11 protein-coding genes are annotated in these 15,421 nt (G+C 59.7%); 5 read left to right on the top strand and 6 right to left on the bottom strand.

Annotated features, from left to right (window positions below):
- The first annotated feature begins 530 nt into the window (after positions 1-530).
- Together GSQ83_RS03905 and GSQ83_RS03910 are read left to right on the top strand one after the other, a co-directional pair.
- A complete protein-coding gene (locus GSQ83_RS03905) occupies positions 531-4,115 on the top strand; it encodes a serine hydrolase (RefSeq protein ID WP_158801581.1) in 3,585 nt (1,194 codons plus the stop codon).
- Between the two features lie 762 nt (positions 4,116-4,877).
- Positions 4,878-5,042 carry a hypothetical protein gene (locus GSQ83_RS03910; protein WP_158801582.1) on the top strand — a complete coding sequence of 55 codons (165 nt, stop codon included), beginning with the start codon at positions 4,878-4,880 and terminating at the stop codon, positions 5,040-5,042.
- Between the two features lie 272 nt (positions 5,043-5,314).
- Here the strand turns inward: GSQ83_RS03910 and GSQ83_RS03915 are convergent, their stop codons facing one another.
- Positions 5,315-5,653: a hypothetical protein gene (locus GSQ83_RS03915; RefSeq protein WP_158801583.1), complete on the bottom strand. Its 339-nt coding sequence runs from the start codon at positions 5,651-5,653 to the stop codon at positions 5,315-5,317.
- Between the two features lie 46 nt (positions 5,654-5,699).
- Here GSQ83_RS03915 and GSQ83_RS03920 point away from each other — a divergent pair, with 46 nt between their 5' ends.
- Positions 5,700-7,526, top strand: coding sequence for an alkaline phosphatase family protein (locus tag GSQ83_RS03920; protein WP_158801584.1), 1,827 nt, complete (start codon positions 5,700-5,702; stop codon positions 7,524-7,526).
- On the opposite strand, the gene GSQ83_RS03925 is transcribed toward GSQ83_RS03920, so the two are convergent.
- On the bottom strand, positions 7,498-8,475 hold the full coding sequence (locus GSQ83_RS03925; protein ID WP_158801585.1) for a succinylglutamate desuccinylase/aspartoacylase family protein: 978 nt from the start codon (positions 8,473-8,475) through the stop codon (positions 7,498-7,500). The genes GSQ83_RS03920 and GSQ83_RS03925 overlap by 29 nt on opposite strands.
- Before the next feature lie 205 nt (positions 8,476-8,680).
- On the opposite strand from GSQ83_RS03925, the gene GSQ83_RS03930 reads away from it, so the two are divergent.
- Entirely contained in the window at positions 8,681-9,595 is a 915-nt protein-coding gene (locus tag GSQ83_RS03930) for a polysaccharide deacetylase (protein ID WP_158801586.1), read from the top strand.
- A 250-nt stretch (positions 9,596-9,845) separates the two neighbouring features.
- Entirely contained in the window at positions 9,846-11,405 is a 1,560-nt protein-coding gene (locus GSQ83_RS03935) for an ABC transporter substrate-binding protein (RefSeq protein WP_158801587.1), read from the top strand.
- A gap of 140 nt (positions 11,406-11,545) precedes the next feature.
- Here GSQ83_RS03935 and GSQ83_RS03940 read toward each other — a convergent pair whose 3' ends face one another.
- Genes GSQ83_RS03940 through GSQ83_RS03955 form a run of 4 tightly spaced genes read right to left on the bottom strand, consistent with a single transcriptional unit; the run spans position 11,546 to position 15,394 of the window.
- Positions 11,546-12,517: an ABC transporter ATP-binding protein gene (locus tag GSQ83_RS03940; protein ID WP_158801588.1), complete on the bottom strand. Its 972-nt coding sequence runs from the start codon at positions 12,515-12,517 to the stop codon at positions 11,546-11,548.
- A complete protein-coding gene (locus tag GSQ83_RS03945; RefSeq protein ID WP_158801589.1) occupies positions 12,514-13,527 on the bottom strand; it encodes an ABC transporter ATP-binding protein in 1,014 nt (337 codons plus the stop codon). Before GSQ83_RS03945 ends, GSQ83_RS03940 begins: the two co-directional genes overlap by 4 nt.
- Positions 13,524-14,393, bottom strand: coding sequence for a nickel transporter permease (nikC, locus tag GSQ83_RS03950; protein WP_158801590.1), 870 nt, complete (start codon positions 14,391-14,393; stop codon positions 13,524-13,526). Before nikC ends, GSQ83_RS03945 begins: the two co-directional genes overlap by 4 nt.
- On the bottom strand, positions 14,390-15,394 hold the full coding sequence (locus GSQ83_RS03955; protein ID WP_158801591.1) for an ABC transporter permease: 1,005 nt from the start codon (positions 15,392-15,394) through the stop codon (positions 14,390-14,392). The genes nikC and GSQ83_RS03955 overlap by 4 nt, the downstream gene beginning before the upstream one ends.
- Positions 15,395-15,421: the final 27 nt, after the last annotated feature.

A 15,421-nucleotide genomic window follows, 5' to 3' on the forward strand; every position in this document is an offset into this window, starting at 1 on the left:
ATTTCGGCCATCCGGCCTCGGTTCTCTCGGGTCCACATCCCGAGCTTGAATCATCCCTCCCCGAGCCGCCACAAGCATTTTCAAACGGTCTCTTAGCAAGTCGATGACACGGTTCCGATCAGAATACCTTGGAAGCAGATGTCGCCTCTGGAGCAGCCATGCAATGACTCTCTAAAGATAGAGGAAGAAATATGCGCGTCAACGCGTGCTAAAGTCTCTCATCAATGACCCGTGGCCATACTCGAGACCAGCAAGACATCTACAGTTTCAATGGCAATTGTTAAATTTCCAGAATCCGGCACGTGAACATTCGGAATTCCAGGAATTCCTGGAAAAATTTAGGGCACCAGAAGGCGAAGATTATCGCGTCGCTAAGTTGATAACTGCTAATTCTGTCTCAGCAAGACTATGCAACGAACCCTTTGGCATGTCACCTTAGGTTTTGGTTGCCATCGGTTTGGATAGAAAATCCCATGGAAGTGCGACGAACGGCTTGCCGGCTGGCTAGGTCACGATTTCGACGGCGATTGTTGTTTACCACCCTCATATTTGTATCGGTGCTGGAAAGCTCTTTTGCACGAGCGCAAAGCGCGATCGCGTCAGGGCCATGGAACAGCCCGGGTAGCGCGTCGCAGGTTCAAGCCGCAATCGATCAAATATTAAAGGTAGAGCAGATTCCAGGCGCCGCTGTTTCAATCAGCGAGGGCTCGGCACAATGGACCACGACGGCGGGGCTCGCCGATATCCAAAGCGAAACCGCCGCGACTGCGAACACCAATTTTTCGTATCGCAGCATTACGAAGTCCTTCGTGTCGACCGTTATTCTGCAGCTCGCCGGCCAAGGTCGTTTGAATTTGGACGATCCGATCAGCAAATATGTCGGCGGCGTCCCAGGGGGCAATCAAATTACCATTCGCGAGCTTGCAGAAATGCGTTCCGGGCTTTTCAACTACTCGTCTTCAAACGGCTTTCGAGAAGGATTCACCACGAATCCCGGTCGGGATTGGACGCCCGAGGAACTCATCGGCTTTGGTTTAGCCGGGCAGACGCAGTTCGCGCCAGGCACTTCCTATCAATATTCCAACACCAACACTCTCTTGCTTGGCCAGGTCATCGCGGCTGTCGACGGCAAAACGTGGGATCAGGCAGTTTCGCGAAATGTGACTGGACCGCTTGGTCTGACCGCCGTGACCTATCCGGGAGCTGCTCCGCTGCCGGCGCCAGCCGCGGTCGGATATCAAAATGTCGGGGAGGGGCCGGAATCGCTGTCGGCCTTTAATTCGACCGGTCTTGGGGCCTCGGGTGGCCTCGCGGGTAACATCGGCGATCTGGCGCGGTGGGGAATAGCTCTCGGCACCGGCGCGACGTTGACCGAAGCGGAATATGTTGAACGTATGAAGTCATTCGGTTCGACGACAGCTGATCCGGAAAGTCCCGAGTATGACAGCTACGGCTTTGGTATTGGCGAACTTTCTGGATGGGTCGGTCATACAGGGAACGGTCTCGGGTATGAAGCGCTCGTGATGTACGATCCGTTAACTGATCGTACAATCGCCGTGCTATTCAACGCAAGCAACGCCAATCCGGAGGCGCCTGCAGATTTGTTTCATGAATTGCTCAAAGTGCTTGGGTGGAACGAACCCAATCAGACCCAGGTCGTGGCTGAAAACGAAAGCACAACCATTGGCTCTAACACGGTCTGGACGGGTCTCGTCAGCGGTCCCTTCAATGCCCGCGCCGCGATTTATGCCGGAGACGGCGGCACCGCCATCGCCAATGGCCCAGTTCAGATTACGCCAATCGGGCTTTATGTTCCCGCAATATATGTCGCGCCGAACGGGCGCGTCGCGATCAATAGCGGCGGGACTATCACCGCCTCAATTGGTGGAGACGGCGCGGATGTCGTCGGTGGTCGGGGAGGGGCGTCTCTCTCACTTTCCGGGGTGACGGTGCGCTTGAACGGGGACGCGGTGACAGGCACGGGAGTCGATGCCTCCGATAATGGAACGGCGGTTCTCAACAACATGCAAATTACCGGCTCGGCATTGGCGGGTCTCCATGCAGGGGGCGATGCGGAGGCCAGAATTGTCGGAACTGGCATCGATATCGCGCTCAGCAGCGGCCACGGTGTCGTCGCCACCAATAGTGGCATCATCGGCTTGTCCAATAGCAACATAACTCTACAAGGTGCAGGCTACGGGATTATCGCGAGTGGCGCGGACGGACCTGCGGTCATCGATGGCAGCGGCTTGGCAGTCGAGACTCATGCTCCTTCCAGTTTTGGCCTCGTCGCGCAAGGAAACGGGGCGCTAGTATCTTTGGCCAATTCCGGAATCGTCACCTTGGGTGCCGACGCGCATGGCGTCGTTCTGAACGATGGGGCAACAGCCTTTTTGACGGACAGTTCCGTACAAGTCGCGGGCAATAACGCGGCTGCCGTTGCAGCCGTACCCGGGGGGCCGGACTCGGCATCGGCAACAGCCGGAGCAGGAACCTCAGTCTCCAACCTCATTCTGTTGGACAGCACCCTGTCTGATGCGAGCAATATCGCTGTCTATGCCGCGAGCAACCTGTCGGTTTCGGCATCGGCTTCCCAGATAGCGGGTGCTTTCTATGAAGCGAATGACTCGACGCTGAACCTGGCGCTGAAAAATGGAAGCGTGTGGCTATTGCCTTCCGGAGCGATCGCAGCATCATCGTCACTCACCAATCTCTCTAGCCAGAATAGCAGCATATTCTTTACGCCGCCGCCTTCCTCTGTGGGTCCTTATCAGCAAGTGGTGACGCGCAACTACGCTGGCGCCGGTGCGGCGATTGCGATGAACGCTTCACTCGGAGCGGGCATTGGCGGTGCTGACCAACTCGTCATAGACGGCGGCACGGCGACGGGCAGAACGGCCATCACCGTCCATCCTATGGGCGGCGCGGCGCTGACAACCGGCGATGGAATCAATTTGGTCGAAACCGAGAATGGAGGCCAGACTGATCCGGGAGCCTTCACCCTGAGTAGCCGGGTCGCGAGCGGTGCCTACGACTATAGCTTGTATCAAGGTGGCACGGGCGGAGCCGGAGACTGGTTCCTACGCTCGACCCTGCCGGAAAATAGTGTCTTGCCGAACCTGCGTCCCGAGGTTCCTCTCGACCTTGCCATGTCGGCAATTGCAGGCCGCTATGGCCTGGCTCTCCTGGGGTCCTACAGTGAGCGCGCAGATGCCCGCACTGCTGGTGACCTCAACGGCAGCGGCAAAAATGCTTATTGGACACGCGCTTTCGGTGAGACGGGATCATGGGGATCGTCTGGCGGCACTGCATCCGCTCAACTCCAGAGGTTCGACAAGTATGGGCCGAGCTACGATTTCGGGCTGGCGGGCGTCGAGGTTGGGGTTGACCTTGTCAAGAGCGAAACGGATCGAGGCGCTCGCGATGTCGGTGGAGTCTTCGTCGGAGGTGGATCGGCCAATGCGTCGGTGAACGGTGTTTATGGGGGGGATGCCGGTAATGCCACGCTGAACGCATATTCGCTCGGCGCCTATTGGACGCGGCTGGCTCCGACGGGGTGGTATATTGATACTGTAGTCCAAGGCACCTTTTACGGTCAGGCGAATACTGCATCGACCGCGAATCAGAGCCTGATGACCACCGGTTGGGGCCTCATCTCTTCGCTCGAAGTTGGCTATCCGATAGCTCTGGGCTCGAAGTGGAATATTGAACCACAGGCGCAGGCGATCTATCAACATTTGGCCTTTGGGGGGAGCGCCGATAGCTTTGGGCAAGTTACATTTGGTGCGACGGATACTGGTTACGGGCGAGCAGGTGTGCGTCTCAGCCGCGCATGGCAACTAGCAAACGGCCATCCGCTCTCGGCATGGATAGAAACCAATCTGTGGCAGGCTGTGGGGGATCAAAATCGCGCGACGTTTTCTGATCTACAGGGCTCGGACCCTGCCTCGTTCTCGAGCGGCTCCGGAGGGCCATCGGCAGAATCCGGGATCGGAATAACGGCGCAGCTTGCACAGAACGTCAGCCTTGCTGGGGCTTTCCAGTATGCAAAGCATTTAGATTCGGAGTCGGGGGAAAGCTTCGGGGGTTCCGCAAATATCAACGTAAGTTGGTGATGACGCTTCTAGCGTTAGTAATCGTTTTCGCGCTCGACAGTAATGGCGAGAGCCCAATTAGGAAAACGAGAGTTGTCGCCAAACGCAAGTGGCAAAATCTGACGCTTGGGAAATGGCCCGTTTCTCACGTGCCCGACTGGAAGCGAGACAAGATCTCGGCTACAGTGGGGGCGCTGCCCTACCAACTTGGCCGCGTCCATTCCGCGCGCCACAATGAAAATTATGTTCGGTCGCCTCAAGAGTTGGCGCCGCATCCACATCCCTACGAATGATGAGCCCGGATCTCTTTCGCCGCAACCTGCGCCGCGGGCGCAGCCAATGTTGTGTTTGCCATCAATGAGTCCTGAGCCGTAGTTCTCATCATCGCCTGTCGCAGCGCGTCATTCAGTCTCGCGAGATCCCCTACGCACCTTGGCGGAAGGCACCGACGATGTTAAGTTGCGGCCATGCGGCTGCGGCTGCAACGCCAGACATTGGACCTGCCATGGCGGCGCGGCTTCATGCGCGGTGCATCTTGGGCGCAGGGGGAAATCGTGGGTTGATCTGGTACCAATTGGGGCGCTGAGTTTCCTCGATTCACCATCGACCTCACCGGCGACGGCAAGGCGGATATCCTTGGCTTCGGAACCGACGGAGTATGGGTGTCGCTCGACGACGGCGGGGGACGTTTCTCGACTCCCAGTTTTGTTCCTAACGACAGCTCGGGGCAGGGCCAGTTCGGTTACGCGCGGGGAATGGCGGATCGAGAAACATGTTCGGACCTTGGGTGAAATCGCCGACTCGTTGCGCGCAAAGCTTGGCGATGCGGTCAGCACCTTAAACTTGAAGACCGATCCGGTGCGCACGAAGCTAGGCAATGCTGTCAATCCCTTGAACTTCAAGACCGCGGAAGCACCAAGGCCCGAGGCGGCGTTCACGGCCACCTAGGCGGCGGTCGCCAAGAGTACTACGGCCACATCCGTTGCGGCACCATCCTCGTTCGCGCGCATTCATGGCGCGGACATAGTCGGATTCGGCGATGTGGCGTCTGGGTAGCGCTCAGCCAGGGAGACGAAAGCTTCACCACAGCCACACTGGCTTTTCAGGATTTCGGGGTCAATCAGGGCTGGCAGGTCGGTCAGCATCTGCGGTTGCTCGCGGATGTCAACGGTGATGGCTTCTCGGACATCGTAGGCTTCAGCAACGACGGTGTGTGGACCTCACTCAGTAGCGGTCTCACAGCCGAAGCCCCCAAATTCGTATTGTCGAACTTTGGAATTAACCAGGGATGGACCGTCGCCAACCATTCTCGCATACTGGCCGATCTCACGGGCGACAAGCGCACCGACATCGTCGGTTTTGGCAATGATGGCATGTGGACTGCGCTCGGTAACGGTGATGGCGGCTTTCAAGCGGCCAATTTCGTGATTGCCGACTTTGGCTACAATCAAGGCTGGCGCACCGACGTGCACGAGCGAGTCCTGGCCGACTTGACCGGTGATGGCAAGGCTGACTTCATTGGCTTCGGCAATGACGGCGTCTGGACTGCTCTCAGCCAAGGCGACGGAAGTTTCACCCCGGCCAAGATGGTCGTTGGAGACTTCTGTGCCAGGAAAAGCTTGGCAGACTATCCTACACCCGCGTTTCGTCGTCGACCTGACCGGCAACAAGCATGCCGACCTCGTAGGCTTCGGCAACAACGGCGTTTGGACTGCTTTGAGCAACGGTGACGGAACGTTCGCGGCGCCCAAGTTCGTATTGCAGAACTTTGGGGTCAACCAAGGCTGGAGCGTCTCCAACCACCCTCGCTTCCTGGCCGACACCACGGGTAATGGCCTGCCCGACATCGTGGGCTTCGGAGACGCGGGCGTGTGGGTCGCCCAGAACAAGGGCGATGGCGCCTTCGCTGATGCCCAGTTCGTTCTCAACGATTTTGGATGCCGCTCGGGCCAGACCGGCATCAAGCACATCTTCGTGCTGATGATGATGGAAAATCGGTCTTTCGACCACTTTCTCGGATACTCCGGGATCACGGGCACCGACTCGCAGACGGGCCAACCCAGCGCGGCTGAGGTTCTGACCGGAAACGAAACCAATAGCAACACTGACGATGCGTCTCACCCGACCTTCAAGGTTGATCAATCCGCAGGGGATACGACGGTCGGCCAGCACGACGTGTTGCATCAATTTTCGGATGTCACGGTCCAACTATGCGGGACCGAGCACCTCCAGCTCGATGGCGCTCCATACCCTACCGTCGACAACTCAGGCTTCGTCACCGACTACGCCGCGTTTTCAGATAAGTCCAACCCGGGCGAACCCATGCGTTGCTTTGCTCAGAAGTATGTCCCCATTCTAAATCAGTTGGCCAAGGAGTTTGTGCTGTGCGATCACTGGTACAGTTCTATGGCGGGCCCCACGGAGCCGAATCGAATGTTTGCCCATGCCGCTACGTCGGGTCTCTGGGACGATTCCCCTGGCCCTGGCGACCAACTTAAGGACGAGGTTTTCGACTCCAAAGGCATCCATTTCGACACTGGCACCCTCTACGATCGTTTGCGCGACAAAAAAATACCATTCCGGATTTACTCAGGAGACGGCGTTCCTAACGTGGCCCTGCTCGAGGGTATAGGGCTGTCTGATGTCGATCTTTTCGAGGATTTCGAAAAGGATGTCAGGGATCCCGGCTACGACGCGGCGTTCACGTTCATCGAACCTTACTATGGGACCTTGGATCAGTACCTGAAAGGTCTAGGGTCCGGCTGGAAGGATGACTTAGAGAGAGTCGCCATTGAGGAGCTGAAGGCACTGTTGCAGGAAGCTGGCTTGTTGGCGGCGCCACAGCCCATAAACTCGCAGCATCCCGGAAACAGTGTCTTTGAAGGAGAGTCTCTCGTCAAGAAAGTCTATGAAAGCATTCGCGGTTCTCCCCATTGGAATGAGAGCATGCTTATCCTCGCGTGGGATGAGCACGGTGGCTTCTACGACCATGTGCGCCCGCCGCGCGCCGCCCCGACAGGTTCGCGGGGGCAAGCGCACGGTTTCATGTTCGACCAATATGGGCCACGGGTTCCAGCCGTTGTAATTTCTCCCCTGTGCCCGCAAGGCATCATCGAGCATCGGAAGCTTGAACGTTCCGCCATCCCCGCAACGGTGGAGCAGGTGTTCGGGCTACAGCCCATGACAGTGCGCGACAGTTCGATCATTGGCGTGCAGAACTTGGCGACGCTTCAAACGCCGCGGCAGAACACCCCTCTGACGTTGACGCCTGATAGCCAGCGCAGCCGCGCGCCGTTGTCCAACGTCGGCAGCAACGGGGTGCTTGCAACAATCAATTCGTCGACACCCTTGGATGCGATCAAGGATCCCTGGCTGACTTCGACGATCTTCAGTCGCATTTTCGTTAAGACGATAGACCAATACCACAAATGAGTCCGTTCTCTGGGATTGCAGGACTGGTAATAAGAAATAGTATTTGGCCAGGCGCCACCGCTACGATCTCCTCAATTTCGCAGTTGAAGAAGTCGTTCAACCCGCCAATCTTTTCGCCAACAGAAACAAATTGACCAACCGAGACGGATTGCCTGAAGAAGCCCGCGTTCCTCGATCTCTGCCACAAGAACCGCGTATACCGGTTCGGCGAGGCGAGGTCAGGCGGCCCACCATCCAGGACACCGAGGCCGCGAAGCACATTCTGCGCACCTGTTGACATCGCCGCAGCTATGCGAGGGTCGTATTGCCCAGCGCCACCATCCTCCACGATTACGGCCGGGACGCCCAAATTGGCCGCGGCGGCCAAGGTCATGCCCGATGCCGGTCCTCCGGTGCTCTGTTGAATGAGCAGGGATGGCAGGCCAAATGCACGTGCCATCATGTCGCTTTTGGCATCCACCGCCGTTATCCCGGTCTCTTGATAGATGGCGAAGGGGACGAGAGCCTCGGGTAGATCACCGCCGTGCATGTCGATATAGGCGTCGGCGTGACGAATGGCTTTCTGCACGAGCTGCCAAGCCAGACGTTCTGAAAAGCTGCCGTCGGCTTTCCCAGGAAATGCCCTGTTTAAATTCAAGCCGTCCGTCGGCACAACATAAGCCGCTCGGCGCCAGAAGGCTTCAGGGTTCATCAGCGGCAGGCATAGCACCTGGCCTCGGATCGACATTGGATCGAGCGCCGCTCCGAGCCGCACCGCCCCATCTATTGCCGGATACTCGGACCCATGGATGCCCGCGGTCACGAGTACCGCGGGACCCGGTTCCGCTCCGCGAATGGCAACATAGGGCCAGTCCCAGCCCGTCAGAAGGGGGTCTCCCCAAACCACATTTCCCTGTGCCTTGGTGCCGGGCGCCGGGGCTGGCACGAGGTCGAATTTCCAGTCAGACAATTCGCGATCTCCCGGGCATTCCAACAACAAGCTACTCGGCCAGATTGATCTGGCCAACGGAAACGCCAGACTACGACGCGCCGCTGAGGTTGGTCACGCCTGGCTATGACATGCATCATCCGCCAGAATCGGGGCATGAGTGCTAGGATGAGCCGCAGCGCAATCCGCGTCCACGACAGCCGACGCAGTACGAGGAGCTTCAGCTATGGGTAGTTCGGTCAGCGGTGCGGGTGAGCCGTGGCGATGGGAGGAGCCGACCTGGCGCGAGATTGTCGGCCGGGCACGGGCGGGTCGCAGCCTGAAGCCAAGCCAATGGCCGGGGGGCGCCCGTTGCGCTGTAGCGCTGTCTTTCGACGCGGATCACGAGACGATACCGCTGCGAGACAATGACGAGAGTCCAATGCGAATCAGCCAAGGGCAATACGGCAGCCGGCAAGGCATACCGCGTATCCGGCAGCTTCTCGCAAAACATTCTATTCCGGCAACCTTTTTCTATCCTGCCGTCTCGGCTCTTCTTCACCCCGATGAGGTGCGCGGCATTGCGCAGGAAAGCCACGAGATTGGCATACATTCCTGGATCCATGAGAAGAACACGGATTTGCCCTATGAGAACGAGCGCGACCTTTCGCTCAGAGCAGCGGATGTGCTTGAAGGGTTGACAGGCGTGCGCCCCGTAGGGATGCGGACCGCGAGCTGGGATTTTTCGGTCAACACCCTACGCATCATCCGCGAGATGGGTTTGCTTTATGACAGCAGCCTGATGGCGGATGACGAGCCCTACGAGATCGTCGCGGACGGCGAGCCGACCGGCATTGTCGAGCTTCCTCCGGAGTGGATTCGCGATGATGCCGTGTATTTCAATATGATCCGCTTCTCGAGCCTGCGGCCTTATACGCCGCCCTCTGCGGTCGAGGAGATTTTCCGTGCCGAGTTCGATGGAGCCTGGGAAGAACGCGGCCTGTTTCTACTGACGATGCACCCGCATGTCATAGGGCATCGCAGCCGTATGCCCCTGCTCAGCCGTCTGGTCGATCACATGAAGCAGAAGGGTGGCTGCTGGTTCGCGACCCATGCGCAGGTCGCGGAATGGTGCCGTGATCAGGCCGCCCAGGCACTGTAGACAGGGCGAGCCGGCCTCTGCTCCGGAGGAAACAGCGCCATCCCTTTCAAGGAGATGGTCTCGTTGACACTTGGACGCCCGGCACTATCGTGGCGCCACTGTGAAGGGCTCGTAGGGTCATGTGGTGGCAGCCCATTATCCGGCCTGTTATTGCCGGATCGCCGACCTTGTTACTTGCCGAGCGATGCGCTGGCTCACCGTGGCGTAGGTCCGACGAGAAAACCGCTTTGAAGCACGAGGAGGGGCTAATATGAAATTAAAGCTACTCACCTGGGCGGCCGTTTTGGCGATTGGAGCGGGGCCTGTCGCGGCTCGGGCCGATACGACGCTTATCATCGGCATTGCCTCGGATCCAACGGGTTTCGACGCTGAAGCGGTGGAAAACAATACTTCCGGCTTCGTCATGTCGACCCTGTATGACAGCCTGCTGCGCTACAAACCAGGCACGACGGAAGTGGCGCCGGGAATTGCGCAGAGTTGGGAGACTTCGGCCGATGGCCTGACGTATACTTTCCATCTGCGCAAAGGCGTTAAGTTCAGTGACGGTACGCCGCTCGATGCCAAAGCCGTCATTTGGAACGTGGATCGTCTTCTGAATAAAGCCAATCCCCAGTATATTTATAATACCGGACCGGTCGAAGGCTACATCGACTTCACCTATGGTGCCGTCGCCAGCTACAAAGCGATTGATGGTGATACGGTTGAGTTCAAGTTCAAACGGCCTTCGGCGCCTTTTCTCAATAGCCTGGCGATGGTCTGGAACGGCCTGGTCAGTCCAGCCGCCGCCGCCAAGTGGGGCAAAAACTATCGCAACAATCCTGTTGGAAGCGGACCATTCATCTTGCGCGAATGGCGCCAGCGCGACGAGATCATACTAGACGCGAACCCAAGTTACTGGGGCGGCAAGCCAAAGGTAGATCACCTGATATTCAAGGAGCTGCCCGATCCTCAGGCCGCGGTCCTGGCGCTGAAGAGGGGCGAGATTCAAATTCTCGGGGATCTGAGCACTCAGGCTGTCCCCGTCATCAGGAACGACCCGAATATCACGCTGCTGACGCAGCCCGGACTCGCTGTCTCCGGCGTGGCCATTCCCGTGGACGTGCCGCCGTTCACCGATAAGCGTGTGCGCCAGGCACTCAACTACGCCGTGGATAAGAACGTCATCAACAAGGCTCTCTATGCGGGCTTGGCCGTGCCGATGACGTCACCTCTGCCGCAGGCACAATGGGGTTTCGATAAATCGCTACCTGGCTATCCCTATGACGTGGCCAAAGCCAAGGAGCTGCTAAAGGACGCTGGAGTAAAGCCGGGCACGCATGTCGAGTTGCTGACCTATAACTCGCCACGTGGCTATAACCCCGCCGGGCCGAATCTTGCTATCGCGATCCAGGGGTTCCTCAAGAAGGTTGGAATCATCGCCAGCGTTCGCCAGCTTGAGATCGGCGCTTTCTTCACCGTCGTTCGATCTGGTACCTACAAGGGCCTGATGATGGAGGGTTGGACCGGTGATAACGGCGATCCGGACAATTTCCTCGGCGAGCTATGGGGAGAAGCGAACTTCCCGGTCGTGAACTGGTCGCGGTACAAGAACCCGGCTTTTGAGAGCCTGCTCGCGCAGGCGCTGGTTGTATCCGATCCAGCCAAGCGGACGCCGCTTTACGATCAGGCACAGAAGCTGGTCCTGGATGACGCGCCCTGGATTTTCGTGAACTCCACATTGCAGATTCGTGCGATCCAAAAGAACGTCAAAGGCTACCAGCTTAATCCGACGCAGATGTTCTTCGGCATGGAGAATGTTTCGCTCAACTGAACCAGCTGATTCGTTATGCTCGGTGAAGGCGGAGCATCCACGCCTTTCTTTGCGGGACGAAGAGGGCCTGGATGGCATGCCGCGGGCGGCCCCACCTTCGCATGCCATGACGATGGGCTAGTCCGACGGGATTTTGTCGCCTACAGGATCCCGGTTCGAATGCAGGCCGCCCGATGACCGGGCGCGACTTCGAGAAGCTCGGGAACCACCTTCGCGCAGTCGCTGATGGCGTAAGCGCAGCGGGTCCGGAAGACGCAGCCGGATGGCGGAGCGGTCGGGCTGGGCAACTCGCCCTGCAAGACAATTCGCTTCCGGCCCCGGCCAGGATCGGGCTCCGGCACAGCAGACAGTAGCGCCTCGGTATAGGGGTGCTTAGGTGTTCTGACGATGGCGCGCGCCGGCGCGATTTCCATGATGCGACCGAGGTAGAGGACGGCTACGCGATCGGCGATGTATTCGACGACGGCGAGGTCATGCGAGATGAAGATCATGGCCAGTCCAAGACGGCGCTGGAGGTCGCGGAGCAGATTGACGATCTGCGCCTGAATCGAGACATCCAGCGCTGAGACCGCTTCGTCGGCGACGATGAGCTCGGGCTTGACCGCCATCGCCCTGGCGATACCGATGCGCTGCCGCTGCCCGCCGGAGAACTGATGCGGGTAGCGAGAGAGCTGGCTGGCATTCAGGCCGACGAGCTCAAGCAAGCCTGCCGCCTGATCGCGTATCGCCTTCCGGCCCTGGGCCAGCCTATGGATCACCAGCGCTTCGGCGACGATCTGTTCCACCGTCATGCGCGGGTCGAGCGAGCCGTAGGGATCCTGAAAGATCGGCTGGGCGCGGCGGCGGAAAGCGCCGAGAGCGGAATCCGGCACATGCGTTATGTCCTGCCCGTCGAAAACGATCCGGCCCGCCGTCGGTTGATCGAGCCGCAGGACCATGTTGCCGAGGGTGCTCTTGCCTGAACCAGATTCGCCGACCAGTCCCAGGACCTCACCCCGCTTGACCGTGAAGGACACGCCGGCAACCGCCTGCAACGGCGGTCCCGCGCGAAACAGACTTCCCTTGGTCGGAAAATGCTTCACGAGCTCCGCGACCTCGAGCAGGGCCGTCATGACATCTCCCGCGCGATCTCTCGCCAACGGGCGCAGCGGACGACATGCTGGTCCCCCACCTGCTCCAAATCCGGGCGCCGGACAGTGCATGGCTCCGGCCGGGCATGGGCGCAACGCGGATGGAAGGCACAGCCGGCCGGCATCTCGCTGAGATTTGGAACAATGCCGGGGATCGTCGGCAAGGGCCCCGCGTCGCGATCCATGCCGAGGCGCGGAATGGAGTTCAGCAGCCCGCGCGTATAGGGCATGCGCGTGTCCTCGAAGATCGCGCGCGCCGGTGCTGCTTCCACGGTCTGACCGGCGTACATGACCAAAATTCTGTCGGCGATCTCGGCCGCGACCCCGAGGTTATGGGTGATGAAGATGACGCCCATGGAAAGCTGCCTCTGAAGCTTGCTTATGAGCTCCAAAATCTGCGCCTGCACGGTAACGTCCAGCGCCGTGGTCGGCTCGTCGGCGATCAGGAGAGAGGGGTTGCACGACAGCGCCATGGCGATCATGGCGCGCTGGCGCAGGCCGCCCGACAACTCATGGGGATAGGCATCGACTCGGCGCGCCGGGTCCGGCACGCCGAGGAGCGCGAGCATCTCGATGGCGCGCACACGCGCGGCCCTGCGGCTCAGTGGCTCGTGCAGACGCAGTGTCTCGATAATCTGGTCGCCGATCGTATAGACGGGGTTCAGGGCGCTCATGGGTTCCTGAAAGATCATCGCGATCTCGGCGCCGCGCAGTTGCTGCATGGTGCGCGCATCCGCCCTTGTCAGGTTATGCGTGCCGCCGCCGCGCGCATGGAACAGGATTTCCCCGCTGGAAATGCGGCCGGGCGGTTTAGGGATCAACCCCATGATCGCCAGGCTCGTCACCGATTTTCCCGAGCCTGACTCGCCCACGATCACCAGCGTCTCGCCCCTGCTGACCGAGAAGGAGACGCCGGCTACCGCGGCGACAACCCCTGTTTCACCGGCGAAATCAACGCAGAGGTCGCGCACCTCAAGCAGCGGCCGGGTCATGCCGTTCGCCGGGGATCGAAATGGTCTCGCAGAGCGTCCCCCAAGAGGTTGAAGCCGAGCACCACGAGGAAAATCGCAAGCCCCGGAAAGGTCGCGATCCACCACGCCGTGAGGAAATAGCTCTGACCATCCGCCAGCAGTGCTCCCCAGTCAGGCGATGGCGGCTGGGCGCCCAGCCCGAGAAACGACAGCCCCGCCGTTTCCACGACCACCGACCCCGCTTGCAGCGTCGCCATGACCAGGATCGGCGTCACGCTGTTGGGCAGAACGTGGCGCAGCATTAATCGCAGCCGGGAGGCGCCAAGGGCACGCGACGCCCGCACATAATCGGCCTGACGGACCGCCAGAACCTGGCCGCGGAGAAGTCTCGCATATTGGGGGGTATAGACGATACCGATGGCGATCATCGAGTTGGTCAGCCCCGGCCCGAGCGCGGCCACGATAATCAAGGCGAGCAGCAGATAGGGAAAGGCCAGCACCATATCGACAATACGCATGATGACGGCTTCGACCCACCCGCCGAAAAAACCCGCCAGAAGCCCCAGGGTGCAGCCCGCGACCAGGGCCAGTCCATCCGCGACGACGACGGCCAGAAGCGCCGTCCGCGTGCCGTAGAGCACCCGGCTCAGCATGTCCCGGCCATATTGATCCGCGCCAAGCCAATGAATCCAGGAGGGCGGAGAGAGCGCGCTGGACAGGTCCTGGTCATAGGGGTCGTAGGGCGCGACGAGGGGCGCCAAGACGGTCAGCAGCAGAAAGACCACGGTAATCAGCAGACCGACCCGGGCCGAAATCCGCCGCAACACCCGCCGCACACCCAGGGGCTTGCGGGTCGGGGAGAGAACCTGGACGGTTTCGGTCGTCACGAGCGGCGGATCCTCGGATCGAGCAATCCATAGGTCAGATCGACGACCAGATTGACGAGGACGAACACGAAGGCGATGAAGAGCGCGCCTGCCTGAACCACCGGATAGTCGCGCGACAGGATGCTATCGACCATCAGCCTGCCAAGCCCCGGCAGCGAGAAGATGGTTTCCGTGAGCACAGCACCCGAGAGCAGAAGGCCCAGCTGCAGGCCAATGACGGTCACAACCGGGATCAAGGCATTACGGAGTATATGCCGCAGGATGACGCGCCGTTCCGGCATTCCCTTCGCGCGCGCGGTCCGGACATGGTCGAGGCTCCCCATCGCCAGCATCTCGGAGCGGGTAATGCGCGCGATCATGGCAAGCGGGATGGTTGCGAGGGTGACCGCAGGAAGCGTGAGATAGCGCAGGCTCTCCCAGATGAGGTGAGGCCTGCCGCTGATCAGGCTGTCGATCACGGTCATGCCGGTGACGCGCGGCGCGTCGAGCCCGGTGGGCATCAATCCGCCAATGGGCAGCCAGCCGAGCAAACCGCCGAACAGTAGTAGCAGCATCAAGCCAAGCCAGAATATGGGCATGGAAACGCCGAATAACGTCGCGGTCATCAACAGATTGTCCAAGAGGCCGCTGGGGCGGGTTCCCGCGATGATTCCAACTGGAACACCTATGACAACAGCCAGGGCTAGGGCCGCCAGAGCAAGTTGAAGCGTCACCGGGAAGGCAACCAAGACATCCGCCAGAGCCGCGTGGTTGCTGCGCAGCGACATGCCGAAGTCGCCCTGGAGAACCTGGAGCAGGAAGTAGAAATACTGGATGAAGATGGGCTGGTCGAGGCCGAGTTGGTGACGAAGGCTCGCAAGCTGGGCGAGCGTCGCCCGCTCACCCAGAAGGAGCGTCGCCACATCGCCAGGCAGCACGTGCATCGTGAAGAATACGATGACGCTGACGCCGAAGAGCACGAGCACAAGCTGGCCAATGCGGCCCACGAGATAGCGCGTCATCGCGTCAAGAACACGCTTGCGATCGGC

The organism is Acidisoma sp. L85, assembly GCF_009765865.1.
Taxonomy (GTDB): domain Bacteria; phylum Pseudomonadota; class Alphaproteobacteria; order Acetobacterales; family Acetobacteraceae; genus Acidisoma.

Bases quoted from the DNA above. Each gene is read 5' to 3' on its own strand.
- GSQ83_RS03955 (WP_158801591.1), bottom strand. From the start codon at position 15,394: ATGACGCGCTATCTCGTGGGCCGCATTGGCCAGCTTGTGCTCGTGCTC.
- GSQ83_RS03945 (WP_158801589.1), bottom strand. From the start codon at position 13,527: ATGACCCGGCCGCTGCTTGAGGTGCGCGACCTCTGCGTTGATTTCGCC.
- GSQ83_RS03935 (WP_158801587.1), top strand. From the start codon at position 9,846: ATGAAATTAAAGCTACTCACCTGGGCGGCCGTTTTGGCGATTGGAGCG.
- GSQ83_RS03930 (WP_158801586.1), top strand. From the start codon at position 8,681: ATGGGTAGTTCGGTCAGCGGTGCGGGTGAGCCGTGGCGATGGGAGGAG.
- GSQ83_RS03940 (WP_158801588.1), bottom strand. From the start codon at position 12,517: ATGACGGCCCTGCTCGAGGTCGCGGAGCTCGTGAAGCATTTTCCGACC.